This is a genomic window from Dyella choica (assembly GCF_003977665.1).
Lineage (GTDB): Bacteria > Pseudomonadota > Gammaproteobacteria > Xanthomonadales > Rhodanobacteraceae > Dyella_B > Dyella_B choica.
The window spans coordinates 24,398-49,944 of sequence record NZ_RYYV01000003.1; the positions used below are offsets into that span (position 1 = coordinate 24,398).

Genomic DNA, 25,547 nt, shown 5'->3' on the forward strand with positions numbered 1-25,547 from the left:
GTCGTTAGGACGCATCGATCTCAGGCTCCTTGGAGGGACTGGATGGATTTCTTTGCCGAACAAGCGCGTGTACGCGGCAGCACCCGCATGCTGGTTGCGCTGTTCATCGCAGCGGTGCTTGCCATCGTGCTTGCGGTGGACATGCTGGTGCTGCTGGTGTTCGGTCACTGGCATTTCGGCCAGGCGTCGACCATTGCAAAGCCATTGCTGGGTATCACCACGCTCGCCGTCGTGGGGCTTATCGTGGGCTGCGCGTGGTATCGCATAGCCAGTCTTGCCGAGGGCGGCAAGGCGGTGGCCGAAGATGTGGGCGGAGAAGTCGTGCCGCCCGATACGCAGGATCCACAGTTGCGTCAGCTGCGCAACGTCATCGAGGAAGTGGCGATTGCGTCCGGAACGCCCGTGCCCGACATTTATCTGCTGCCCGATGAAATGGGCATCAACGCGTTTGCAGCAGGCTATTCGGCTTCCGACGCGGCGATCTGCGTCACCCAGGGCTGCCTGGATCATCTCACGCGCGATGAACTGCAGGGCGTAATCGCGCACGAGTTCAGCCACGTGTTGAACGGCGACATGCGGCTCAACATCCGCCTGATGGGTCTGCTGTACGGCATCATGGCCTTGTCGGTCATCGGTCGCCAAATGGTGTGGACACGCGACAGCACCTTTTCCTTTCGGCGGGATGATGATGATGAGGGCAGGCTGCCGGCGTACTTCCTGTTCGGCCTCGCGCTGGTCGTGATCGGCTCGATCGGGTATTTCTTCGGACGGCTGATCCAGTCCGCCGTGGGCAGGTCGCGTGAAACCCTGGCCGATACGTCGGCTGTTCAATTCACCCGTCAGACGAAGGGCATCGCGGGTGCCTTGAAGAAAATTGCCGTGTTGACCGAGGGCTCGCGCCTCAACGTGGGCAACCGCCATGAAGTCGCGCACATGATGTTTGGCGATGTGGACGACTTCAATGCCTGGTTCGCTACGCATCCGCCATTGATGGAACGCATTCGCCACCTGGAGCCCTGGTTCAAGGAACGGGAGCTGGCGAAGCTCGAGGCGCAGATGCAAGCGTCTTCGCCTGAGGATGAAGGCAGCGAAGCCCAGAATGCGACCGAGGAAGCAGCCGATCAAGCGCATGCTCCCTTGGAATGGCCTGGCCAGGCGGCTGGGGTTGCCGTGCTGGCCACCCCGGCTGTTACGGCGGCCCCGGCCGATCAAGCCGCTCAGCAAGCTGCAGCAGCGCAGCGGGATGTCTTCGCCCAGCTGAGGGAAGCCGTAAGGCAACCGGAATCCGCGCTTGCGTTGATGCTTGCGCTGGCCGTCTCTCGGCACGAAGAACTGCAATCGAAGCAGAAAAGATTGATCGCCAGCGCTTTCGGCGATGACGTGCAGTTCGCCGCGGGCAAGTTCGCCGCCGATGCAGCCACGCTGCCGCCAACCTCGCGCCTGCCGTTGTTGTCACTGGCCTATCCCGCGCTCAAGCAGCTGCCGCAAGGGCGCCAGCAGACCTTGCTGGAGACGCTGGATGCCGTGGTCGGCATCGATCCGCAGGTAGATCTGCGCGACTATTGCCTGGTGCGGCTGTTGCGTATGCATTTGCGCGAAGCCTGCCGGCCGCGCAGTGCTCCGGTCGACGGACAGAAAAAGCTGCCCGCCTGCCGCGACAGCGTGGCGCTCGTATGTGCGGTAGTCGCCACTTACGGCGCCAATGATGACGCTGCAGCACGTCGTGCGTGGCTGCTGGCGATAAATCAGGCGTTTCCGGGCGCAGCGGCCAGTTGGCAGACTTTGCCCATGGAATGGCAGATTCCTTTCGACCGGGCCCTGGATGACCTGGACGGTTTGATGCCGGCGGCCAAGGAAATCGTGATCCAGAGCTTGTTGAGCGCCATTCGTGCGGATGGCGTGGTCACGCCCACGGAGGCGGAATTGTTGCGTGTGATTTGCGCGAGCCTGCATTGCGCGGTACCAGCGCAAGTGTAGGCTGGGATGACAATCCCAGCATTGCGGCACGGCATGTATGGCTATATTCGATTGGCATCCCAGCTACGCTGCGAACTGCCGAATATCCGCTCCCTCCCCTACGTGTAGTAGGGGAGGGTTGGGGTGGGGTGAAGCAATCTCGCGGGGAACTCAAACACTGCAGCAAGCTCGTGCAACCCCACCCCAGCCCTCCCCTTGCAAGCAGGGGAGGGAGCAAGGGATCAGGCGCTTACGCCTCGGCCTCTTCCTTGTACGCATCCACTGGAATGCACGCGCACATCACGTTCTTGTCGCCGTAGACGTTGTCCACACGCGCTACCGGCGACCAGTACTTCTGCAGTTTCAGGCTAGGCAGCGGGAAGGCGGCAAGCTCACGCGGATAGGCGTGCGTCCATTCCGTGCCGGTCACCATGGTGGCGGTGTGCGGCGCGTTCTTGAGCGGATTGTCTTCGCGATCCAGGCGGCCGTCTTCAATCGCGCGGATTTCGTCGCGGATCTGGATCATCGCGTCGATGAAGCGATCCAGCTCGTGCATCGATTCGCTCTCGGTCGGCTCCACCATCAGCGTGCCGGCCACCGGGAAGCTCAGCGTCGGGGCGTGGAAGCCGAAGTCGATCAGGCGCTTGGCCACGTCCTCGGCACTGATGCCAGTGCGGTCCTTGAGCGGGCGCAGGTCGAGGATGCACTCGTGCGCGACCAGGCCGTTACGGCCGGTGTACAGCGTGTCGTAATGCGATGCCAGGCGCTTGGCGATGTAATTGGCATTGAGCAGCGCCACTTGCGTGGCCTTGCGCAAACCCTGCTGGCCCATCAGCGTGATGTACATCCACGAGATCGGCAGGATGCTGGCGCTGCCGAAGCTGGCCGCGCTCACCATGCCGACCTTGCCTTCGCCGCCGAGCGTGCGCGGCAGGAACGGGGCCAGATGCGACTTGACCGCGCACGGACCTACGCCCGGGCCGCCGCCGCCGTGCGGAATGCAGAAGGTCTTGTGCAGGTTGAGGTGCGAGACGTCCGAACCCCATTTGCCCGGCTTGGCCAGGCCGACCAGCGCATTCATGTTGGCGCCGTCGGTGTAGACCTGGCCGCCGTGCTGATGCACGATTTCGCAGATGCGCACCACGTCTTCCTCGAACACGCCGTGCGTGGAGGGGTAGGTGATCATCAGTGCGGCGAGCCGGTCGGAATACTTCTCCGCCTTGGCGCGAATGTCTTCGACGTCGACGTTGCCGTTGCTGTCGCACTTGGTGACCACCACAGTCATGCCGCACATTTGCGCGGAAGCCGGGTTGGTGCCGTGCGCCGATTCGGGAATCAGGCAGATGTCGCGCTGGTTTTCGCCACGCGAGCGGTGATAGGCGCGAATCGCGAGCAGGCCGGCGTATTCGCCCTGTGCGCCGGAATTCGGCTGCAAGCTCACCGCATCGTAGCCGGTGCATTCCACCAGCATGGCTTCCAGCTCATCGATCAGCTGCTTGTAGCCTTGCGTCTGGTCGGCAGGAGCGAAGGGATGGATGCCTCCGAATTCCGGCCACGTCACCGGGATCATCTCGGCGGTGGCGTTGAGCTTCATGGTGCAGCTGCCCAGCGGGATCATGGTGCGATCCATGGCCAGGTCCTTGTCGGCCAGCGAACGCATGTAGCGCAGCAGCTCGTGTTCGCTGTGGTGCGTGTTGAACACCGGATGCTGCAGGAAGGCATCCTTGCGCAACAGCGCGGCCGGCAGTTCGTCCGGCGTGGTGGCGCTGGCTTCGTCGATGTCGACGATCTCGGCGCCGAACAGCTTGGCCAGCGCCAGCACGTCAGCACGCGTGGTGGTTTCGTCCAGGCTGATGCCTACGCTCTGGCCGTGGATCTGGCGCAGGTTGAGTCCAAGGCTTGCCGCCTTGGCGTGGATCGCATCGGCGTCGACGTTGGTGATGTGCAGCGTATCGAAGAAATCGGTGCCGACCGTCATGCCGGCACGGCGCAACGCGGCGGCCAGGATGGCGGCAAAGCGATGGGTGCGCAGCGCGATGCGTTTCAGGCCGTCCGGACCGTGATACACCGCATACATGCTGGCCATCACGGCCAGCAGCACCTGCGCGGTGCAGATGTTGGAGGTGGCCTTTTCGCGGCGAATGTGTTGTTCGCGCGTCTGCAGGGTGAGGCGGTAGGCCGGTTTCCCTTCCGCGTCCACCGACACGCCGATCAGGCGGCCCGGCATCGAGCGCTTGAATGCATCGCGGCAGGCAAGATAGGCGGCATGCGGGCCGCCGAAACCGAACGGCACGCCGAAGCGCTGGCTGTTGCCGATCACGATGTCCGCGCCCCATGAGCCGGGCGAGGCGATCAGCGCCAGTGCAAGCAGGTCGGTGGCCACCGCAACGATGCCGCCACGGGCATGGACCGCATCGGCCATTGCACGGTAGTCGTGGATCTGGCCGTACGTGTTGGGGTATTGCAGCAGCACGCCGAAGCTGTCGACGCTGGAGGCTTCCGCAGGTATGCCCACGTGCAGTTCGATACCGATGCCGTCGGCGCGGGTATGCAGCACCTCCAGCGTTTGCGGATGCACGTCGTTGGCGACGAAGAACACGTTGCTCTTGGACTTCGCCGAACGCTTGGCCAGCGTCATCGCTTCGCCGGCGGCGGTCGCTTCGTCCAGCAGCGAGGCATTGGAGATGTCCATGCCGGTCAGATCGGCCACCATGGTCTGGAAGTTGATCAGCGCTTCCATGCGGCCTTGCGAAATCTCCGCCTGGTACGGGGTGTAAGCCGTGTACCACGCGGGATTTTCCAGGATGTTGCGCAGGATGACGTTCGGCGTAAGCGTGCCGTGGTAACCCTGGCCGATGAAATTCTTGAAGACTTTGTTCTTGCGCGCGATGGTGCGGATCTTCGCCAGCGCTTCTTCTTCCGTGATGCTTTCGGGCAGTGCCAGCGGCGCCTTGGACTTGATCTGGCCCGGCACGATGGCGTCGGTCATGGCCTCCAGCGAGTCGTGGCCGATCGTGCGTAGCATCTGCGCTATTTCGGCATCGTTGGGGCCGATGTGGCGTTCGATGAAGGCGTCGTGGTGCTCAAGTTCACGCAGGGAAGGGAGAGAATTCTGGCTCATGGGCAAGGGCGTCCGTAGAAAACGTGCAGGCCGCACGCGGGGCGCCCCTCTGTCCTTTTGCCTGAGAGTTTGGAAGCGGCCGGTTCGATCGAGCCTTTGCTTCGTGCCCCTTCGGCGCCGGATTCAACCGGTCTCTCCAGAGTCTTGGTCCACGGCGGTATGGGGCCTGAGCGATTACGGGCGTTGCGCCTTCGGCAGCGGGTGTTTGCCCGCTTCTCCCACCGTGTACGTCAAGCCGGTGATTATACCTCGCGGCGTGGTGTAGGTTTGCACCCTAAGCCTACGCTCCCCAAGACTGCTGCCGGCTCAAGTAGGAATCATGAACAAGCCACCTTTTCGCCTTGAACAACTCGACCACATCGTCCTGCGCGCCTATGACCTGCCCCTCATGCAGGCGTTCTATTGCGACGTGCTGGGCTGTACGCTGGAGCGCCGGCAGGACGAGATCGGGCTGGTGCAGCTACGCGCCGGCAGCTCGCTGATCGACCTGGTCAGTATCGAAGGCAAGCTTGGCCGCCATGGTGGCAAGGGACCGGGGACGGAAGGGCACAATATGGACCACCTGTGCCTGAGCGTGGCCGGCTACGACGAAGCCGCCATCCTGGCGCACCTAAAGGCGCATGGCGTGCGCGTTGGCGAGATCGGCAGCCGGTATGGCGCCAAGGGCGAGGGTCCCTCCATTTATCTCTTTGATCCGCAAGGCAATATGGTGGAACTAAAGGGGCCGCCGGCCACTTGATGGGCGGGGCATCCAGGCTGTGCATACGTATGCTTGAAAAAAGCATGGGCCATAGGTCATGAATTTAACGTTTGTGATCGGGTTCTCGTTATAATGCGCGTTCCCCAGGGCGCGTGTGCCTGCTTGCCGGTCCTACGGCGCAGTGCATAAGCGTGTGCAGTCCCGCGAGGCATCCCCCTAGGCATTCGCGTTGGATTTCACTACGGCTTTCGATGCTTATGGATCTCGCGTGGCGCGTTCGCATCCATGCCACCGCAGTCCGGCCGTTCCTGGCGCATGGAGTTTGAGGCATCGGCCGGCTTCCCCAACCGGTTGATCCGTTCACCGCGAAGGTATTCGCAGGCTGTCCGCAGCGTGCGGGAGCTTAGGCTTCTGCGCGCGTGGCCGCGTGCGGCCGCGCGCAGGACTTTGGCTACGGGATTCTTCAATGCGTCGAGCAACGGCATGGGTGGCCGTGCGCTCGCAGTTCGAGGATGTCGGTGTGTGTGAATCGGATTTTTCGACGCGCCTGGCGGATGGCGCCCCCATGGATACCTCGCACGTTTCCGATCGCGAGGTAGGTCGCTTGCTCAGCGACTTGCCGTCTGCGCATGGTGCCCACACCGTGCAGGATGGCCGTGCGTGGAGGCGCCGCCTGCACGATCCCGCCAAGCGGGCACGCCGCGCTTCGCGCGTGGTGCGGCACATCCGCTTCGTGTACTTCGCCCATGTCGACGACGACAGCTTGTATGGCGATTACCACCACGAACTGGTCTCGGCTGAAGTGCTGATGGACCGCGTGCTTGCTGCGCACGCCTCCGGCATGAAAGCGATCCATCCGCATCTGCAGGGAGAAGTGGAAGAGCGGCTGTTCAATCGTCCGCCTCGCGGCAGCTTCATGCAGGTGACACCGGAATACATCCGCTGGTACGGACGCGAGGGTGTGCGTCGCGCAGAGCCGATGGTGCGCGAGGAACTGGCGATCGAGCTGATGGACGAGTACGGCTACAGCTACAGCGACGCGTTGGACATTGCCACCAACAACTCCGGCGCGCTGCTCCGCAGCGATCAGGCGTGGCTGCTGGCGCGCGCCAAAACGCCCATCTATTGCCGTCCGCTGCATGCTGCGGAATTCCATCAGCTCGCACGCGCCATCGAGGCGGCTTACAGCGTGCCATCCAATGACGTCAGCGTGATAAACGCCAACACCGAAATCGCGCGGCGTGCGGCAGCGGTATTGGGCACTCTGTTCGATGAATATGTGGAAGCGCCTTTCCACGTGACGGTGCTGGCGGAAGCCTTTGCGGGATTTCACCGGGCGCATCTGCTGCGCGTGGCGCATGTGAGCCTGACCGGTTTGCAGCCGATGCCGGTGACCGGCGTACTGGGCTGGTTTTCCGCCAAGCGTGCGCGGATCTATGCGGAAGTACAGGCACGCCTGGCGGCACGTTAGCAGGGGTCGTAGGCTGGGTTGTGAAACCCAGCATTGCCATGCATGCAGCTGCGCGATGCTGGGATTGGCATCCCAGCCTACGAACTGCTCCCTTCGCTGTGAGCGGGGAAGGGAGCCAATGGGAATTACAGCGTAATCACCTTCTGCCCAGCCGCCTTCAGCTTGTCGTTGAGCGCCGCCAGCTCCTGCTGCTTCAGCCTTTGCCACTCGCCGAGCGTCGCAGCCAGCGTTTGCGATAGCGTTGCATAGGACTGCTGCGCATCCTGGCTAGGATCGGCATCCGCGTCATCGACCGCGCCGAGCAGCTTTTCCAGATTTGCCGAGAGGGTACGCAAACTGTCCGTGCGGCGCGGCTGCGAGCCGATGGTATTGCGCGGATCGGTGTGCAGCGGCATGCCGGAAACATCGGAGGTCTGCGCAATCAGCGCTGCGATCAGGTCTCTCAGTGCGCCGCTGGCGTGTGCCTGGCGATCGTCCAGCGCTTGCAGCAGCTGTTTTGCTTCAGCCCCGGCCTTGGAGGCCTGCGACGATGCCGTCTCTACCTTGCCGGCCAGTTCGAATTCGCGCTGCATGGCCGCCACTGAAACGGTGACGCGAGGATCTGGCTTGATGACCAGCGGCTGCCGGTAACGATGTCCGCCGACGCTAAGCTCCACGGTGTAGTTGCCAGGCGGTGCCCACAGGCCATCCTTCTGGTGGTGCCGTCCTTCTTCGCCCTTGCCGGCATAGCGCAGGTTCCACACGAACCGATGCATGCCGGGCTTGGTCGCCAGCGGCGTGGGGATCGGCACCCATTCCGGCGCGTATTCCAGCTTCGCCGGATCGAGCATCGGCGGCTGGTCGTCGCTGCTGAAACTGTGCACCTTGTTGTTCTCAGCATCCAGGATGGTCAAGGTGACCGGACCTTTGACGTGTTCCGGCAAGGCGTAGTCGATCATGGCGCCATCGGGTGGATTGGCCGCCAGCGGTTCGTCTTTCGGCATCGGCGTGCCGGTGAACTCCGGATGGCGCACGCGGTACGCATCAGCCGGTTTGAACAGCGTTGCGGCTTGAAGGCCTGCACCTTCCATTTGCCGCAGTGCCGTAACGTTGTCCATGATCCAGAAGCCGCGGCCATGCGTGGCGATCACCAGGTCATCCTGATGCACGTCGATGTCGCGCACGGAGGTCGACGGCAGGTTTTGCTGCAGCGGTTGCCAATGCGCGCCATCGTCGAACGAAACGTACATGCCTTTTTCGGTGCCGGCATAGAGCAGGCCCTTGCGTACCGGATCTTCGCGCACCACGTTGACGAAGCTGTCGGACGGAATGCCGCTGTCGATGCGCGTCCAGCTCTTGCCGCCATCGATGGTGCGGTAGATGTAGGCGGAGTCGTCATCCAGGCGATGGCGGTCGATGGCGAGATACGCCACGTCCGGGCTGAAGTGCGAGGGCTCGATGCCGCCCACTTTCGACCAGGCCGTGAGCGCAGCGGGTGTGACGTTGCTCCAATGCTCGCCTTCATCGAAAGTGCGCCATACCAGCCCGTCGTCCGTGCCGACCCATAGCGCCTTCACGCTGAGCGGGGAGGGTGCGATGGTGTAGATCACGCCGCGTTGCTTGTCCGGATGGTTGTCGTCGGCGGCCGTCGGCGCGTCGAGGTTGGCGGGCACGTCCGCATTTGACCGGGTGAGGTCGGGGCTGATCGGTGCCCAGTGCTCGCCACCGTCCGCCGTGCGGAACAGGCGTTGATTGGCAAAGTACAGCACCTTGTGGTCGCGCTTGGAGAACTCCAGCGGCAACGTCCATGCCGCACGGTAATGCGCCGCCGGGTACGCCAGTGTGGGATCGACATTGCGGACCTGCTCGCTGCGCATGTCGAGCTTGTCCACGCGGCCGCCGTAGACGATGTCGTGGTCGTCCGGATCGGGCGCGATCATGTCGCTCTCGCCGCCGGGGGTGAGCTCGTGGAACTGCTGCATGGTGATGCCGTCATGACTGCCGCTGCGGCTGGGCAGCGCCACCGCGCCGGAATCCTGCTGTGCGCCATAGACCCAGTACGGGAAGCGGTTGTCGGTGCTGACGTGATAGATCTGCGCGGTAGGCTGGTTGTACCAACTGCTCCACGTGGTGCCGCCGTTGAGCGTGATCAGGGTGCCTTGATCGACGCCGAGGATCTGCCGGTTCGGATTGCTCGGGTCGATCCACATCTCGTGGAAATCATCGCCGGTGGGGTCGCCCTTCAGAGCCATGAACTGTTTGCCGCCATCGTCGGAGCGCAGCACGATGGTGTTCATCACATAGATGCGGTCGGCATTCTTGGGATCGACCGTGAGCCGGTTGAAATACCAGCCGCGCTGCCAAATGCGCTGGTCGTCGGTGATGCGCTTCCAGTGCGCGCCGGCATCGTCGGAGCGGTAAAGGCCGCCATCGCCATCCGGCGCGTCGACCAGTGCATAGACTCGCTTCGGGTCGCTGGGCGCGGTAGCCAGGCCGATCCGGCCCGGGTGTGCGGCGAAGCCGTTGCCCTGGACCTGCGTCCAGTGCGAACCGCCGTCATGGGACACATACAAGCCGCTGCCTGGTCCATTCGAGGGCGGATAAACGCTCCACGGCGGACGGCGCGTCTGCCACAACGCTGCGTAGATGATGTTTGGATCATCCGGCTGGAAGGCGAGATCGATCGCTCCGGTGTCGTTGTCCTTGAACAGCACTTTCTCCCAATGCTGGCCGCCATCGATGGAGCGGAACACGCCGCGCTCTGCGTTCGGGCCATAGGCGTGGCCCAGCGCGGCGACGAACACGCGCTCGGGATGGTGCGGATCGACCAGGATGCGCCCGATCTGCCGGCTGTCTTCCAGGCCGATGCTGCTCCAATGCTTGCCGCCATCGGTGGACTTGTACATGCCATTGCCGTGCGCGATATCCGAGCGCATGTCGGCTTCGCCGGTGCCCACGTAAAGGGTGTCCGGTTGCGACGGCGCCAACGCGATGGCGCCGATCGAGCCTACATGTTGATCGTCGAAGATCGCCTGCCAGGTGCGGCCGGCATCGTTGGTCTTCCACACGCCACCATCGACCGCGCCGAAATAGAAATGCCGGTCATCGCCCGGGATGCCGGTTACGGCCAACACGCGGCCGCCGCGGTAGGGGCCGATCAGGCGCCAGTGCAGGTCCTGGAACAGGGAGGGATCGACGGTGGCGTGGGCGGCGAAGGCGCTGGTGATGCCGAGCGTGAGTAAAGCGAGGCGACGCAGTTGCACGGGGCGGTATCTCTTGCGGGAAAGAGGGTTTGCTCCCGCGGTTTCGGGCTTCGTGCTTCTCTCCCCGGAGGGAGGAGAGGGCGTAAAGCCGTGCCGGGGAGAGGGAGCGGTCATCGCACTGTAACGCTGTCACGATCCAACCTCCGGGGTAAACCGATGGCATATAGCCAGCGCCCCTGGAATGCGCGATAAGGGCCGGCTAACTTGCTGCCGCCAGGATGCCAAATGACGTCATTGCGCCGTGCTGCCTTACCGCTTGCCTTGCTGCTTTCGCTGGCTTCCCTTTCCGCCATGGCCCAGGATGACGATCGGGTTACGGGTGCCCATAAAACCACCAAGCTTCCGGCAGTGAGCGTCAGTGCCAACGACTGGCGCAAATACCTCAAGGCCAAGCTGCAATACCAGCTGCCGGAGGTGGACGGTCCCCGGATCACCGTCACCAAGAAAACCACGGTGACGCACCTGGATGACCAGCCCACGGTGATAGGCAACAACCTCAATCAGACGCTCGCGCGTACGCCGGGTGTGCTGGTTTCCGAACAGCCCACGCCCACGCAGTTCAATTTCAGCTATCGCGGCATCGGCAATCCGCAGGAATCGGAATTCGTTTTGGTGATGCAGGACGGCATCCCGCTGGAAGGCGACTGGATGGGTTTTCCCACCTTGTACGCGTTTCCGATCACGCAGAGCCTGTCCGAAGTGCAGCTGATCCGCGGAGGTTCCAGCCTGCTGTACGGGCCGGAGCCGGCGCCGGTGATCAATCTGGTTTCCAGGCGCCCAGCTGCGAATACGCCGCTCAGTGTGAGCACCGAAAACGTGGTCGGTGAACACGGCCTGTTTTCCAGCTACAACGTGATCGAGCGCAACCAGGGGGCGTGGGCGTTCTGCGCCGACGCGGGCTATGTACATAGCGACGGCACGCGAGCGAACGATGATTCGCGCAATCGCCAGGCGGATTTGTATCTCGCCTATACGCCAGACGAACGCCAGCAATGGTGGCTGGATTTCCACGCGATCAGCGCTGTCTCCGGCGACCCGGGACGACTGAGCTACACCCGCTGGCAACAAGACCCACGCACAGTCACTACGCCCTACAACCGCAATTGGGTGAACCGTGATCAACTGGTGCTAGGCCACACGCGTGACCTTGGCGGCAAGTGGTCGTTGGAAGCGAAACTGTGGTTCACCTATCAGGACCTGGTCAGCCGTGCGGCCAAAGCACAGCTGCCCGGGCAGGCTCCGCCGGGCAGCACCACGCTGCAGGATGACGCCTTCCGCACCTACGGCACCGACGTGCGCCTGCGCAAGAACTGGGGGCACGGCAACGCCTTCACCATCGGTACGGTGCTGTATCACGGCAGCGATCCGTTCCGGCAATGGAGCAGTCCCAACCTGGTCGCAGCGCGCGACGATCACAGTGGTGTGCAAATCCTCAATCAGCGCCGCAGCACGCAATACGCCTCGCTGTTTGCCGAGAACGTGTTCCGTTTGCCGCATCGCATCCACATCGTGCCGTCTGTGCGCCTGGAGCGCGAGCGTGTTGCCGTGGATGAAACGGTGCATCCGCCGTTTCTCTCGCGCCCGCTGATTCACGAAGCCGACAAACGCCATATGCCGCTGTTCGGCTTGGGGCTGGGCAATGATTTCGGCCACGGCAACGAAACCTATTTCAACGTCTCCCAAGGCTGGCGCCCGCTGCGCTTCTTCGACATTGCGCCGCCTTTCAGCAACCTCATGCAGGGACACGCCGCGCAATTGTCCAAGACGGTATCGTGGGAAGCCGGTGTGCATGGTGCGCCAGTCACCGGCCTGTATTACGACGTCAGCGTCTTCTGGATCAATTTCCGCAATCGCCTGGAAACGCGCTACATCAACGCCATCGACACCATCTACGTGAACACTGGCGATACGCGCAGCCGCGGCCTGGAAGCGCAGCTCGACTACGATATCTTCGCGCCGACGCAACTGGCGGGCGCGGGCCAGCATCTGGAAACCTTCTTCAACGCCAGCTTGCTCAATGCCAGGTTCACCGCCAGCGCGATTCCCGGCCAGGTGGGCAAGACACCGGCGTTCTCGCCCGACTATCTAATCAAGACCGGCGTTGCCTGGCGCAATGAGCGCGTGAAGTTGAGCCTCACCGCAGTCACTTCGGCGGCGCAGTACTGGCAGGATTCCGACAAATCGTTTGGCAGCGGCCTGACGTACATGCCGGCACGCATTCCGGCGTACACGGTGGTCGACGTGGCCTCGGATTGGCAGATCAGTCATTCCTTGCGCTTGCTGGCGGGCGTGAGCAACCTGGCCAATCGGCGTTACTTCGACCGAGTTTGGCAGAATGGATTGGAACCGGCGTTTGGCAGGACCTGGTATACGGGTTTTGCCCTGACGTATTAGGGAAGCAAGAACAACAACTCTCCCTTCCTCTAGCGGAGGGGATTTCTTTCTCTCCTGAAGCGGGAGTTCACCATGTCGACACGCTCTCTCCTCCGTCCACTTTCAAAGCTTGCTTGCGCGTGCCTGCTTGCCTGTGCAGCACCTTTGTACGCAGAAACATCGCCAGCACCCAGCCATGCCGGTGACGCCCTCCAATGGCGCCAGCTAGGTCCCTTTCGCGGCGGCTGGGCGACGATGGCTGCCGGCGATCCCAGCAAGCCGGATACCTTTTACATTGGCACCGCCGGCGGCGGCGTGTGGAAAACGAACGATGCAGGCCGCACCTGGCTGCCCACTTCCGACACCATGCCGACGGCTTCGATCGGCGCCATCGCCGTCGCTCCGTCCAACCCCAATGTGATCTATGCCGGTTCCGGCCAGGTCGCCGCGCGCTACGACGTGGCGGCGGGCAACGGCATGTATCGCTCCGATGACGACGGCAAGAGCTGGCAACACATCGGGCTCACCGAAAGCAAGCATATCGGCCGCATCCTGGTCGATCCGCATGACGCGAATACCTTGCTGGTGGGTGTGCTCGGCCATTATTTCGGGCCGAACAAGGAGCGTGGCGTCTATCGCTCCACCGACGGCGGCAAAACCTGGCAGCAAACCCTGTTCATCAATGCCGATACGGGCGTCGTGGATCTCGCGGCCGATCCGTCCGATCCGAAGATCGTCTATGCCGCCGCGTGGCAGGTGCGCAACTATCCATGGCTGTCGTACTTTCAGCCGAACGCGGGGCGGGGCAGCGGCCTGTACAAATCCACCGACGGTGGCCTGAGCTGGAAGCGCATCAGCGGCCACGGCTGGCCGGCTGGCACACTGGCGCGCATCGGCATCGCCACGGCGAGCGGCAATCGGGTGTATGCAGTGGTGCATTCGACCGATCCGCGCAAGGACAGCGGCCTGTACCGGTCCGATGACGGCGGTGCAAACTGGCAGTCAGTCAGCCACGAATCCTGGCTGCCCAATGATTATTTCAGCCGCATCACCGTCGACCCGCAAAATCGCGACCGGCTCTATTCAGCCGGGCAGTCCATCCGGCGTTCCGACGATGGCGGCAAGCATTGGGATATTTTCAAGGGTGCGCCGGGCGGCGACGACTACCACTTCCTGTGGATCGATCCGCGCGATTCGCAACGCATGATTGCCGCCAGCGACCAGGGTGCCGTTGTCACCGTCAACGGCGGCATGAGCTGGAGCAGCTGGTACAACCAGCCCACCGGCCAGTTCTATCACGTTGCCACCGACAACCAGTTTCCCTACTGGATCTATTCGGGCCAGCAGGATTCCGGCACCGTGGGCATAGCTAGCCGCAGCGACTACGGTTCCCTTTCCTATCGCGATTGGCGCCCGGTGGGTGGTGACGAGCGCGACTACGACCTGCCGTATCCGGACGATCCCAATATCGTGTTCGGCTCCGGCCTGGGCGGACGGGTGTCGCGCTGGGATCGCCGCACCGGCGTAGTGCAGAATGTCACGGCTTGGCCGGTCAACAGCTACGGCCAGCGTCCCACCGATTTCAAATACCACTACACCTGGATCACGCCGATCGCGTTTTCGGCCAAGCCGCCGTATGCACTCTATCTCGGCGCGCAGGTGTTGTTCCGCAGCACCGACCAAGGCCAGCACTGGGATGTCATCAGCCCCGATCTCAGTGCCAAGAAGCAAGGCGCCAAGGAGGCTTGTGAAGGCAATCCCAACGCGCAACAGGCGCGTGATTGCGGCTACGGTGTGATTTACAGCATCGCACCTGCACCCGCCAGCAATGACGAAATCTGGATCGGTACCGACGACGGCACCATCCAGTTCACTCGCGATGCTGGCAAGAACTGGCAGAACGTCACCCCGAAAGACCTGCCGAGCTGGGGCATCGTCAGCTCGCTCGACCTTTCCGCGCTGAAGCCGGGCACCGCCTATGCCGCGGTCGACAATCACCGCCAGGACGATTTCCGCCCGCATGTCTGGCGCACGAACGACTACGGCAAGACCTGGGCGGATATCTCCGCCGGCTTGCCGCAAGATGACTTCGTCAGCGTCGTGCGCGCCGATCCTCAGCGCGAAGGCCTGCTGTTCGCCGGTACCGATCGCGGCGTGTACGTGTCTTTCGATGATGGTGGGCATTGGCAGTCCCTGCAACGCAACCTGCCCACCGCATGGGTGCGCGACTTGACCATACACGGCGATGACCTGATTGCCGGCACGCAGGGCAGGGCGATCTGGGTCCTCGATGACATTGCACCACTGCGCCAGGCCAGCACCGACAACGCGCGCAAGACCGTGTTGTACACGCCCGCCGACGCCGTGCGTGTGCGCGCCAACGAGAACAAAGACACCCCGCTGCCGCCCGATGAGCCGCTGGGCAGGAATCCGCCCGCCGGTGCCATCATCGATTACCAACTGGCCAGCGCCGCCAAAGGCCCGATCACGCTGGACATTCTCGACAGCGATGGCAAGACAGTCCGGCATTTCTCCAGCGGAGAAAAGCCGGAAAAGCTTCCTGCGGAACGCTACTTCCAGAAGGGTTGGCTGGGCTCGCCGGAAACGCTCGGTTCCAGCGCCGGCATGCATCGCTTCGTCTGGAACCTGCATTACCCGCGCCCCGAGGCGCTGCTTTATGGCTACAGCATCGCGGCTACCTGGGATTCCGACACACCGCTCACGCCCGAAGGCCCGCTGGCGCTGCCGGGCAAGTACCAGCTGGTGCTCACCGTCAACGGCAAGTCGTATCGCGCCCCACTGAACGTAGTTGGCGATCCGCGCGTCTCGCTCGACCAGAATGCACTCGCCGAAGGCCTGGCTTTCTCGCGCGAAGTGGGTAACGCGCTGCAACAGGTCTGGCAAACCCATGGTGAAGTGGATGCCGTGCGCGATCAGCTCGACCAGGCCGACAAGAAACTTGCCAACAACAAGTCTCTGCACGACGAGATCGACGCATTCCGCAAAAAAACCGACCCGCTCGTTTCCGGCGACAGCGAAACGACTACCAATCTCGAAGCCATGAACGACGCCCTCACTGCCATCGCCTCCGATGTGGAAGGTGCCGACCGCGCGCCGACTGATGGGCAGCGGCAGGCTTTTGCGGAATACAAAGCAAACCTGGACAAGGCCGCCGCGCAATGGCAGTCGATTCGCGGCGCGGATCTAGCGACGCTCAATGCGCATCTGCACACAGCAGGAATCAAGGCGATCACGTTGCCTGCAGAGAACCAGATCCATTCCGAAGGGCCGGCCGATTCGGACGATATCCCTTGATTTGGCGATACGCCGAACAAGCTTGTTTCAGGCCGAATCGATGAACTAACCGGAAACTACCCCCTCCCCTGCGTGCAGGGGAGGATTGGGGTGGGGTAGCGCGAGCGGAGCTCACGTCCAACTATGCCGGAACGCGTCCGAGCTCATCCATGAGCGCAGCCCGTAACGCCCTGGCCGTCATTCCCGCGAAAGCGGGAATCCATGATGGCTCTGCGCGAGAGCAACATGGATTCCCGCTTTCGCGGGAATGACCGCGATGAAAAAGGGGAAACCACGGAAATCGTGCGGTGCGCAGGTCGAGCGGCTCGTGATCGAGCCGCACTCTCCTTCACTTGCATTGGCGGCAGCTCTAAAGCTCAAACGCGGAATTGGTAGCGGTGTCCCGCAAAATGCTCGCGGCAATCTGCTTGTTCTCGGGTGCCAGAACGGAAAAATGATTCTTCATCGGAACCAGGATCATCTCCAGTGAGCCTTGTGCGGGCACCCTGGGACCAAGGCTGCCGAGTCGCTTCTCCATGGTTTCGAATGACGTCGCGTTGCTCGGTTGCGCGGCGCCTTCGATAATGTAGACCTTGCCCTTGATGGATGCCAGCCAGGTACCGGGGGAGCGTAGTTCGGCCTCTTTCTCGCCGTACCGGCTGAGGTTCACCGGGAATACATCCTCCGAATAACTTCTAACGTCCGAAACCGGCCCGAAGGCGAACACGGCGCGAAACGGGTTTCTTACCTCGGCGGTCAGCAATGCCAAGGTGCCACCGGTGCTGTGGCCACCCAGATAGATGCGCGTGGGATCGACATAAGGTTGCCTGGAGAGGTAGTCGAACGCGGCAAGCACGTCGTCAACCTCGCCGTAGAAGCCCTCGTGTCGGCCGGGATTGGTGTTGCCGCCGCGCAGGGAGGGAAACATCATGACGATGCCTACGTCTCTGTACGCGCTGGCGGTTTCTTCATCGTCATCAGTGCCCGGGCGCCACACATTGCCCACGGAATTGCCGTCGCCACCGGTGAGCCAGATGATGGCAGGGTGCTTGGCTCCATCCGCTGGATCGGGGGTGAGATAGGCGCCCAGTGAACCGGCGGGAGATGAATACGAGACCTCCCGGAACACCGACTCCGGTGGCGTCAGCATCGCCTGGGAGTTCACGTCATAGGAGATTTGCGTTGTGTAGCCATTGCGCGCCTCCGCAAGGTCTTGATGGGATGGAGTGAAGTGGATTCCATGACGAAGCAGGCTGACGGCACATAGCCCGGCAAATGCGTAGAGCACCATGGCGGAGCGCGTTTTAGTAGCGCTTTTCTGTTGCTTTCTGGCTGTTGCTTTCTGGCTGTCGCTGCCGGCCGTGCAGCTCGAACCGCGCTGGCAGCAGCGGGACTGGGAGCAGGCATCGGCGCAGGCGAGGATGCGCTTATGGATCTCATCCAGGCGTCCTTGTATTCGACCGGCCACAAGCCGGAGGGAGCGATGACGACGCTTCCCGGGCAGTGCTCGCTGACTACCAGGGGAATCAGCGGGTTCACCAGGCGACCGCCTGGCAGCCAATCCCTGCTGATATAGCTGGTCGAGGCATGCAGCGGGTAGGGGAAGGCGCTCGATGGCAAGCGCCAGTCGAACAGGCGCGATACCTCCTTTTGCAAGTGGTCGGCGTAACGTTGCAAAACTGGATCATCGCTTGGCTGGCCTTTGAGCCCAAAGAGCATCCGCGCCATCTCGCGTAAGGTTTCATTCGGCAACAGGCCGCGAGGGTCGTATAGAACCTCCAGCGGCGCCCCGCCTACTTTGCCTTCGAACAATCCGTTGTTGGCCTGTACGACGTGCCCCCAAACAACGCGCCCTTTCTGCATCAGCAGCGGCATGTTGCCACGCAGCCGGTCCAGCGGGTCTTGCGCAATCCATGCGGGCCAGGCCCTTTCCTGGTAGGACGTGCGCTCCATCAGCGAAAGTTGGCCAAATGCCTTGGGGAAATTGGGCACTAGCGTCTGTGCCGATACGGGCGGCAAGCACTGGCTGCCTGGCGGCATGGGAAATTTCTCCATGCCGATGCCTGCGCTTAAATGCACGCTCTTGGTTTGCTCCTCGTCGAACAACCGGCTGACGATGGACGCCAACGGCAGAAACACGCCCGGGGACATTTGCACTGCGCTGCTGTGAAAGCCTTCGCCAAAGACATGGCAATCCGGGAGTTCTTTCAGAAGCTCATCCCAAGTCGCCCAGCGCATCGGTGCTCTGGCGGTGCGGGCTCGTACCTCGCCCACATAGAACGCTAGGAAATACAGAAGATTGTAATTTTTCTGCGTGTCGAGAAAGCGGCGATAATCCATGCCCAGCTCGGGTCGCAGTGCATCGAGAAAGGCATCGATACGATTGAGGCTGTCCCACGAATAGTCCAGCTGGCATGCGCGCAGCCGTTCTTCATGGATGATTCCGCCCGAGAGGGGCAGTCCAGCATCCCAGGCCGCCAAATAGCAAAGCGCTTGAGCAGTGATTTCCATATTATCCCCTGTTTGGTTCCATTGCGTTAACTAGCAGTCCTGGTCTTGGCGCTTGTATAACCGAATAGTGCATGTTGCGGTCCAGGGCTTATTGGAATCCGTCCCATCACTGGGGACCCTGGTGCTTGCGAACATCAGGCGCCAACCCGGCTTATGTGTGACTTGCACAGTATCCACTACGAGACCGCCTTCCTTGCTAGTCACCGCATGCCAACGCGCTGGTAATGTCCAAGGGTGCGGCACATGCTCGGGAGTACTTCGCCAGGCGATCTGGATCGCGGGAGTCGCTGCCCTGGCAATCTGGATCACTCCGTGCAGGCGTGCGCAGGTTGCATGGATCCAATGCAGCGCTGAACTCGGCCATGTGCGTCCGGGCCGGTCTTCGATTGAGCCCCTGTTCGACTTTCCAATCCCCTCTTGTCGGCCATTCTAGCTTGCAATCAACGCATAGCTGTTTGCGCCATCAAGATGGCGGATTGGGGGTGGTGCGTGGCCGCCGAGCTGGCAAGCCATGTTTGGGGTAGTTGGGCCGCTTCGCTGTCTTCAACGTAATAGCTGAAGCTGTCATCCCCGAACCACTCATTCTGCGGCACGCAGGTATAGCTGCCATCGTCTTTGCGCAGCAGGCAACCGTGGCTGGGATCATCCACGATATGCGCAGCGAGGGTCTGTCCATCTGGATCGCTGGCGTTGGTGAGGAGATCAACGGGCGACGGCATTTCAGGTGGCGCCCTGACGGTGACATCGTTCGCGACAGACAGGCGCTCCGGTGGCAGCGCGGTGATAGTGACGGTGGCGGGTTTGGAATCCAGCTCGCCGGTGCTCAAGGCATAGGTGAAGGTGTCCGTACCGATGAAGCCCGCATCCGCTGTGTAAGGCCACCGGCGGTCGAGGTCTTGCACCCGTTTGTCGTGCTGCGGCTGGCCGAGAATCGTAGCGAAAAGCCGTCATCGCCATCGCCATCACTTTGATCATCGTGATCATCGCCGTCACCACAGCGGGCCTGCTCGTCCGGCACCAGGTAGATCGGGATGGATTTGCCGATCTGTTCTTTCTGGCGGCTAATGCCTGCGCGTCGCCAGTGCTTGAATTTCTTGTAACCAATTGGTCACACGAAATGCCTGTCCGCTTCGCTGCATTCACATTATTTTCGCCGGTTCTACCGCGACAATAGTTGAGTGAGTGCGGCCAGCTGACTGGCCGCTAGCTATGAAACGAAGGGACATCGTCGCGCTGTAGGCGCGCTGCTGGAGCAGATCATGTTGCAACGTAGCTCTCTGAGCATTCAGTACCCGATCGGGGCCAAGCATGGACACTGTTAGACATGTGGCGCTGGTGACCGGAGGCATGGGAGGGATTGGCGAGGCAATCGCCAAGGTGCTCCATGACGCCGGCCATACGGTCCTGGTTACCCATTCCCCCGGCAATGATCGTGTCGGCAAGTGGCTGGAACAGCAGGCGGACAAGGGCTACAGCTACACGGCCTATCCGGTGGACGTGGCCGACTACATGTCGTGCGAGCAGATGGGCGAAGCAGTCGCTACAGATGGCCACAACGTCGACATACTGATCAACAACGCAGGCATTACCCGCGACGTCCGCTTTCAGAAAATGAGCCGCGACGATTGGAAAACGGTCATGCACACGGATTTGGATTCCATGTTCAATGTCACCAAGCAGTTCTGTGACGGCATGGTGGACCGACATTGGGGACGTATCGTCAATATCAGTTCGGTCAACGGCAGCAAGGGGCAGTTCGGTCAATGCAATTACGCCGTAGCCAAGGCAGGGGTGCACGGTTTTACCAAATCACTCGCACTGGAAGTCGCCCGCTACGGTGTCACGGTCAATACCGTGTCGCCCGGCTATACCGCCACCCAGATGGTGTCGTCGGTGCCCAAGGAAGTGCTGGAGTCGAAGATCATTCCGCAGATTCCCGTAGGGCGGCTCGGCCAGCCCGAGGAAATCGCCGCACTGGTTGGATTTATCTGCAGTGACGCCGCCGCCTTCATGACCGGTAGCAACGTGGCGATGAACGGTGGTCAGCATATGTACTGAAGCTCGCGGCCGCCCTTGGAGCAAGATCATGCATAGATCGACCCATCGTTACGGCACGCCATTCGGACCGTTCGTACCTTATGGGCCGATGACGTTGCCGCTAGGCTGGTGGGCCAATGCAGTGTTCCATATTTGTGGCGTGTGGTCGGAAACCGTGGTGCGCGCCATGATCTTTCCGTGCGAGCTGCCACCGGCGCCAGGGCGTGGGCCGGGATCTAGTCCCAGCAATGCCGTTGAGAAAAAGCCGGGATACGAATGCTTTCGCCACCATGATGACCCGCCTGAGTGACTAGCCGATGCCGTACCTTGGAGGCAGAGCGCGTAGGCTGGGATGGCAATCCCAGCATCGGGATGTCGTATAGAAAGCTGGGATTAGCATCCCAGCCTACAGCGCGTGTACACCTCTCTTGTTGCCCTAATGGCTTCTAGGTGTCTAGGAAAGGCCGGTCGATTCAGTGTTCTCTGCGGTAGTGGCGCACTGCGAGCGTTCCATCGAAGGGTCGGGCCGCGGCGAATTCAACCAGCGTGTCGCCCGCCAGCAGCAGAAAGCGAACGCGCGTGGCGTCAGGTGCTTCCGCCTTGCCGCACTGCATGAGTACTTGCCGGTAACGCATTTGCGGATCGAAAGGGGCCACGGCTTCCCGGTTGGCGCCCACCGCAAGGAAGCTGCCTGCCCGGGTTGGACCATTGGCATAGAAGTCACCAAGCAATGTTTCGCCAAGGTCTTGTCCCTGGGCTTCCACCTTGGGCAGATAGGTGGAGCCGCCGCTGTAGCGCAGTTCGCAATCTTCCACGTCCTGCAAGGGTTCCTCATGGTGGTCCGTGGCCATGCTGATAAGGGTCCGATCGCCTTGGCGCCGTATTTGAGCGTGACCGCTGGCCGGTGACAGGGGCCTGGCCCAGTCAGCCCCCTCCTTTTCCAGGATCCAGTTGCCTTCCCAGCTCGGATCGAGCTGTCCGGTCTGGCTTGCCATGCCCTCGGGTACCCACTCATGAAAGCCGATGCGACGGATCAGGAACACGCCCCAACGTGGGTCCTGGGTCAGGTAGCGATGGATGTACGATTCGATTTCAGCGAGCAGTTGCGTACGGCTTTGCTCGAAGTCCACTACGCCACGTCCGGCAACCGCTACTTTGCTCCCAACGTCGTGGGAGGAGTAAAACTCTTCTGGCGAGAGGCGCCAATAGCGGGGGCCGGTATAAGGAGCTTTGCCGCCTCCGTAATACATGGCCGGTCCCCACGTCATATACCCAGGTGTCGTGGGCTTGCGGTTGAGCCGGAGCGTGGCGAATGCATCGGTATTCCAAGTGTCGGTGTACCCGGCAATGAACGTAAAGGCGCGCGGTGCATCCTGGGAAATTGCTTCCATGAGCGCCCAACGCCGAGCCAATGCCAGTTCGCCGTCGGTCCCGGCATTGCCCGTAAAATCGACCAGCATGTGATTGAAGCCGAGCGCCCCGCCGCGAAATTTTTTCATGACCGCAAGCTGGTTCAACTCTCGTTGCCGAGGCGAATCGGCTGGAACCAGCCCTCCCGGATTGAGCTCGTCGCTTAGGTCCAATGCCGGCAGAAAGCCGATTTCAACCAATCTTTTGCGAGCCAGGCTGCGTCGTGCGGAGTCTTCGTCGCAGGTGGTTTCGAATGCATGGCGATCGAGTACCGAGGTTGTTTCGCATTGCCGCATGATGACTTCGGCGACTTGATCGCCGTGCTGTATGGCTTCGCGAAACAGAGGGAGCCATTTTGCGTTGAATGCTTCCCAGGCTTTTCTGTAGGCGGCATACGAATTCTGCGTCTTTTCTACGCAAGCCGCTGCCTTCTTTTCATATTCCTCGGTTTCCTTGGGCGTGGGACCTTGCGCCGAATCATCTGTCTCCGGATAGCATGGATCCGTATTGTCGGTTGCTTCGATTGCCTCCAGCGCAGCAACCTCCTCGCGCAGCTTCCAAACGTCCAGGCGCATGTTTTTGCCGGGCGCCGCATTCGAAGCATCTTTGCCCACGGCAGAAGGCTCTGAAGCATCCCTCACGAATTTCGTGCGACTGCCGTCCTGTTCAACCAGGATAAAGGAGTTGTCCGTAGCCGACTCGATGGGATTGACGTCCGGCGTCAAGTCGAGGCGGCCGTTCACTCCGGCAATCCAAATCATCTTGTCTGCGTCGACGCCCCAAAGGCCTGAGTAGTGTTGCGAGCTGATGTTGCAGGCAATTGGATCGGCCTCGAATTCGCCTGTCTGCGCAAGCGTAAACCGATAAGTGCAATGGGGTTGCGTCGACGTCCAGCTTCCGACGAAACGGCTGGGGGCATTGGGCAGCGCGGCCACGGCCTTATGGAAGCGTGTGAGAAGGAAGCGGTCAAGCAAACCGCTTTTTTCGGCGAGGCACGCATCAAAGCCTTTCACCTCAGTCAGCGGGGATCCTGAATACGAGTGCATGCGGCACTCGTTCGTATGCTGCATAAGCTGGAAGGATGCGTAGCCGTGCAACTGGTAAAAGATGATCGCCAGCGCAATGGAGTAGCAGACTATGCGTGCCGCCAGCGCAAAGGGCCAGGGCAATCGTTGCGTAAGTTTCAAGAAGGTCCCCTTTTTTTCGATAGTCTTGCCCAGGTCATGCGATCTCAAAGCAAGCATTGGATATGTTCCATGGCTTATGTGCCCGTTAGCAAGACCAGCCTGATGAATGACGCAGGTTGCGTGGCGAGAATGTGCCCAGCGATGCTCTGATCCAATTTCACGCACCAGGCAAGAGCCATACCGTATTTGACGGCATCGCTTGCGATTACCTTTCAAACCCCGCTGATATGGATCAACACCAGACGATACCAACGGTCTTCGGAGGTTATTGGTCCATCGATTGTTATTCGGTCGGGAAGACCTTTGCTTTCCCAAGCGACAAGGTCAGGGATGTCGTCACCATGCAGATCGTGGCTCAGGCCGGTTCGCTCTCGTGCGTGCCCTGCGTCGTCGATTCAATCCATGCCTGATTCGTATTGCGTCCCCCTGTTGGCCATTCCATCTTGTGATCAGCGGATGGAAGCTTGAAATGCAAAAGTGGCAGATTGAAGGCAGCTTGGGCCGACTCGCCGACAGGTGTCGACCAGAGTAGTCGGGCTGCGTCTTTGCGCATGCTGATCAGCGGCGCAGTCCTTGTGCCCCGTTCCTGCCTCAGCATTGGCATTTGAGTTCCTCGGCAGGCCATTTGAACTGCCGCCCGTCAGCGCATGATTTCGCTTGGCCGCGTCGCGCGGCAGCCGTGCAGGGAATCTCCATTATGCGTGCCCGTCGCCGATTAGCGTGGTTGCCATGGCTGCTGTCGCTTCCCATCCTGTTCTTTCTCGCCATTTGGATCTTGGGTTGGGCACTGGTCCATCCGGTCATGCGCGATGTGGGTGCACCGCCTTCGGACTTGCCTGCACGGTCTGTGATGATTTTCGACGCATCGGGCCATCCCATGGGTGGCTGGTTCGTGCCTGGCGTCGAACACCAGGGCGCCGTGTTGCTCTTGCACGGCGTACGCGCCAACCGGTTGAGCATGGTCGATCGCGCCAGGTTTCTGCACACGGCAGGTTATGCCGTCCTGCTGATCGACTTTCAGGCGTCGGGTCAAAGCCCGGGCGATGCTATTACCTTCGGTTATCGCGAAGCGGATGACGTCAAGGCAGCATTGCGCTACTTGCGTCATCAGCTGCCGGGCGAACGCATAGGCGTGATCGGTACTTCAATGGGCGGCGCTGCGACGATTCTTGCCGGGCCTGATGCACAAGCCGACGCCATCGTCCTGGAGCAGGTGTATCCGACGATTCGGCAGGCGCTGGAGGATCGCCTGGCGATCCGGTTGGGGACGGTGGGGCGGTGGCTGGCGCCCGTCCTGCTCGCAACGCTGCACGGCCACCTGGATATTTATCCTGAGCAGTTGCGTCCGATCGACCATATAGGCAGTCTGCTCAGCCCCAAACTACTTATCGTCGGCGATCGCGACCGCCACACGACGCTTGCCGAATCCTACGCGATGGTTCAGGCGGCGCGAGCACCGAAGGAATTGTGGATCGTGCGTAGTGCCGAGCATGTCGATTTATGCCGCTATGCAGGTGACGCCTATCAAAGGAAAGTGCTGCAATTTTTTGCTGCTCATCTGCGCGGTGGATGAGCACGTCGCAAGCATTAGCAAAGCGCCATGGAATGCCTAAAATCGCGTGATGAATGCAAAAAACATGTTGCGAAGCAGCAACTTTCTGCGACTTTCACGTTTGTAGTCGTTCTCCTGATGTATTTGAGCTATCAGGCTGTTGAGAAACAGCCTGATAGCGCGGGCCATGGATGGCCCGCCGCGAATCAAGCGCTGTAAGGGCTTGATTTAAGTGTAGCCAAGTACGGACCTGTGCCGGACTTGGCGCGTTGAGAAAGGGCAGGAAGGCCCTTTCTCAGCATTCTGCTAGAGTCGCAGCGGTTTCTGGGTGCCGCTCTTGTGGCCGAGCTGACGATGGGAGACGAGCATGACGGTGGCATCTACTGCTGTAACGACGTCGAGGGGAGTGGCGTCGGATTGGTTGGCCAGGGAACGCACCCTGCTGATTGGCCTTATCGCCAATTTAATGGTCAGGCCGATCAAGGAAGAGCACCCTATGACCGAAGAGGGACTCGCGCGCGAGCGTTCGCTGCAGCTTGAGGCGCCTCATGTCGTGGCCAACGCCGATCAGGCGGCGCGCGGCAGCTTCGACATCGTGGGCGTGGCCGCGTGGGCCCTGGTCGGCATTCCGTTCCTGATCGGCGTGTGGATTGCGCTGAGTAAGGCTGCTGCGTTGTTTTGAGGAATAACCCT

15 protein-coding genes and 2 riboswitches are annotated in these 25,547 nt (G+C 61.4%); of the genes, 9 read left to right on the plus strand and 6 right to left on the minus strand.

Features of this window, described 5'->3' with window-relative positions:
• The first annotated feature begins 42 nt into the window (after nucleotides 1-42).
• Nucleotides 43-1,977 (plus strand): M48 family metallopeptidase, encoded by a 1,935-nt coding sequence (locus EKH80_RS04640; RefSeq protein ID WP_126683576.1) that lies wholly within the window; start codon nucleotides 43-45, stop codon nucleotides 1,975-1,977.
• Nucleotides 1,978-2,206: 229 nt separating this feature from the next.
• Here EKH80_RS04640 and gcvP read toward each other — a convergent pair whose 3' ends face one another.
• Nucleotides 2,207-5,077 carry an aminomethyl-transferring glycine dehydrogenase gene (gcvP, locus tag EKH80_RS04645; RefSeq protein WP_126683577.1) on the minus strand — a complete coding sequence of 957 codons (2,871 nt, stop codon included), beginning with the start codon at nucleotides 5,075-5,077 and terminating at the stop codon, nucleotides 2,207-2,209.
• A 47-nt stretch (nucleotides 5,078-5,124) separates the two neighbouring features.
• Nucleotides 5,125-5,219: riboswitch (glycine riboswitch) on the minus strand.
• Nucleotides 5,220-5,222: 3 nt separating this feature from the next.
• Nucleotides 5,223-5,308, minus strand: a riboswitch (glycine riboswitch).
• A gap of 88 nt (nucleotides 5,309-5,396) precedes the next feature.
• Here gcvP and EKH80_RS04650 point away from each other — a divergent pair.
• On the plus strand, nucleotides 5,397-5,816 hold the full coding sequence (locus EKH80_RS04650) for a VOC family protein (protein WP_126683578.1): 420 nt from the start codon (nucleotides 5,397-5,399) through the stop codon (nucleotides 5,814-5,816).
• 427 nt (nucleotides 5,817-6,243) lie between these two features.
• Nucleotides 6,244-7,248: a hypothetical protein gene (locus tag EKH80_RS04655; protein WP_126683579.1), complete on the plus strand. Its 1,005-nt coding sequence runs from the start codon at nucleotides 6,244-6,246 to the stop codon at nucleotides 7,246-7,248.
• Nucleotides 7,249-7,373: 125 nt separating this feature from the next.
• On the opposite strand, the gene EKH80_RS04660 is transcribed toward EKH80_RS04655, so the two are convergent.
• Complete coding sequence (locus tag EKH80_RS04660) at nucleotides 7,374-10,490, minus strand: WD40/YVTN/BNR-like repeat-containing protein (RefSeq protein WP_126683580.1); 3,117 nt, start codon at nucleotides 10,488-10,490, stop codon at nucleotides 7,374-7,376.
• A 225-nt stretch (nucleotides 10,491-10,715) separates the two neighbouring features.
• On the opposite strand from EKH80_RS04660, the gene EKH80_RS04665 reads away from it, so the two are divergent.
• Together EKH80_RS04665 and EKH80_RS04670 are read left to right on the plus strand one after the other, a co-directional pair.
• On the plus strand, nucleotides 10,716-12,884 hold the full coding sequence (locus EKH80_RS04665) for a TonB-dependent receptor family protein (RefSeq protein WP_126683581.1): 2,169 nt from the start codon (nucleotides 10,716-10,718) through the stop codon (nucleotides 12,882-12,884).
• A gap of 144 nt (nucleotides 12,885-13,028) precedes the next feature.
• Nucleotides 13,029-16,178 carry a VPS10 domain-containing protein gene (locus tag EKH80_RS04670; RefSeq protein ID WP_158628746.1) on the plus strand — a complete coding sequence of 1,050 codons (3,150 nt, stop codon included), beginning with the start codon at nucleotides 13,029-13,031 and terminating at the stop codon, nucleotides 16,176-16,178.
• 349 nt (nucleotides 16,179-16,527) lie between these two features.
• On the opposite strand, the gene EKH80_RS04675 is transcribed toward EKH80_RS04670, so the two are convergent.
• From EKH80_RS04675 to EKH80_RS04685, 3 genes are all read right to left on the minus strand, one after another.
• Nucleotides 16,528-17,322, minus strand: coding sequence for an alpha/beta hydrolase family protein (locus tag EKH80_RS04675; RefSeq protein ID WP_230473424.1), 795 nt, complete (start codon nucleotides 17,320-17,322; stop codon nucleotides 16,528-16,530).
• Nucleotides 17,319-18,668 (minus strand): hypothetical protein, encoded by a 1,350-nt coding sequence (locus EKH80_RS04680; RefSeq protein WP_126683583.1) that lies wholly within the window; start codon nucleotides 18,666-18,668, stop codon nucleotides 17,319-17,321. Before EKH80_RS04680 ends, EKH80_RS04675 begins: the two co-directional genes overlap by 4 nt.
• A 440-nt stretch (nucleotides 18,669-19,108) precedes the next feature.
• Nucleotides 19,109-19,600, minus strand: coding sequence for an Ig-like domain-containing protein (locus EKH80_RS04685; protein WP_329955470.1), 492 nt, complete (start codon nucleotides 19,598-19,600; stop codon nucleotides 19,109-19,111).
• A gap of 376 nt (nucleotides 19,601-19,976) precedes the next feature.
• Here EKH80_RS04685 and phbB point away from each other — a divergent pair, with 376 nt between their 5' ends.
• Nucleotides 19,977-20,726, plus strand: a complete 750-nt coding sequence (phbB, locus tag EKH80_RS04690) for an acetoacetyl-CoA reductase (protein WP_126683585.1) — start codon at nucleotides 19,977-19,979, stop codon at nucleotides 20,724-20,726.
• A gap of 28 nt (nucleotides 20,727-20,754) precedes the next feature.
• Entirely contained in the window at nucleotides 20,755-21,015 is a 261-nt protein-coding gene (locus tag EKH80_RS04695) for a hypothetical protein (protein ID WP_126683586.1), read from the plus strand.
• 163 nt (nucleotides 21,016-21,178) lie between these two features.
• Here EKH80_RS04695 and EKH80_RS04700 read toward each other — a convergent pair whose 3' ends face one another.
• A complete protein-coding gene (locus EKH80_RS04700; RefSeq protein ID WP_126683587.1) occupies nucleotides 21,179-23,467 on the minus strand; it encodes a hypothetical protein in 2,289 nt (762 codons plus the stop codon).
• Nucleotides 23,468-24,179: 712 nt separating this feature from the next.
• On the opposite strand from EKH80_RS04700, the gene EKH80_RS04705 reads away from it, so the two are divergent.
• Both EKH80_RS04705 and EKH80_RS04710 read left to right on the plus strand, forming a co-directional pair.
• On the plus strand, nucleotides 24,180-24,875 hold the full coding sequence (locus EKH80_RS04705) for an alpha/beta hydrolase (RefSeq protein WP_268991828.1): 696 nt from the start codon (nucleotides 24,180-24,182) through the stop codon (nucleotides 24,873-24,875).
• Nucleotides 24,876-25,221: 346 nt separating this feature from the next.
• A complete protein-coding gene (locus EKH80_RS04710) occupies nucleotides 25,222-25,536 on the plus strand; it encodes an MFS transporter small subunit (protein WP_126683589.1) in 315 nt (104 codons plus the stop codon).
• The last annotated feature ends 11 nt before the right edge of the window (nucleotides 25,537-25,547 follow it).

What these genes read in the sequence shown, in the direction of transcription:
- EKH80_RS04705 (WP_268991828.1), top strand. Translation starts at nt 24,180, where the DNA reads ATGGGTGGCTGGTTCGTGCCTGGCGTCGAACACCAGGGCGCCGTGTTG.
- EKH80_RS04655 (WP_126683579.1), top strand. Translation starts at nt 6,244, where the DNA reads ATGCGTCGAGCAACGGCATGGGTGGCCGTGCGCTCGCAGTTCGAGGAT.
- EKH80_RS04695 (WP_126683586.1), top strand. Translation starts at nt 20,755, where the DNA reads ATGCATAGATCGACCCATCGTTACGGCACGCCATTCGGACCGTTCGTA.
- EKH80_RS04640 (WP_126683576.1), top strand. Translation starts at nt 43, where the DNA reads ATGGATTTCTTTGCCGAACAAGCGCGTGTACGCGGCAGCACCCGCATG.
- gcvP (WP_126683577.1), bottom strand. Translation starts at nt 5,077, where the DNA reads ATGAGCCAGAATTCTCTCCCTTCCCTGCGTGAACTTGAGCACCACGAC.
- EKH80_RS04710 (WP_126683589.1), top strand. Translation starts at nt 25,222, where the DNA reads ATGACGGTGGCATCTACTGCTGTAACGACGTCGAGGGGAGTGGCGTCG.
- EKH80_RS04665 (WP_126683581.1), top strand. Translation starts at nt 10,716, where the DNA reads ATGACGTCATTGCGCCGTGCTGCCTTACCGCTTGCCTTGCTGCTTTCG.
- phbB (WP_126683585.1), top strand. Translation starts at nt 19,977, where the DNA reads ATGGACACTGTTAGACATGTGGCGCTGGTGACCGGAGGCATGGGAGGG.
- EKH80_RS04680 (WP_126683583.1), bottom strand. Translation starts at nt 18,668, where the DNA reads ATGGAAATCACTGCTCAAGCGCTTTGCTATTTGGCGGCCTGGGATGCT.
- EKH80_RS04650 (WP_126683578.1), top strand. Translation starts at nt 5,397, where the DNA reads ATGAACAAGCCACCTTTTCGCCTTGAACAACTCGACCACATCGTCCTG.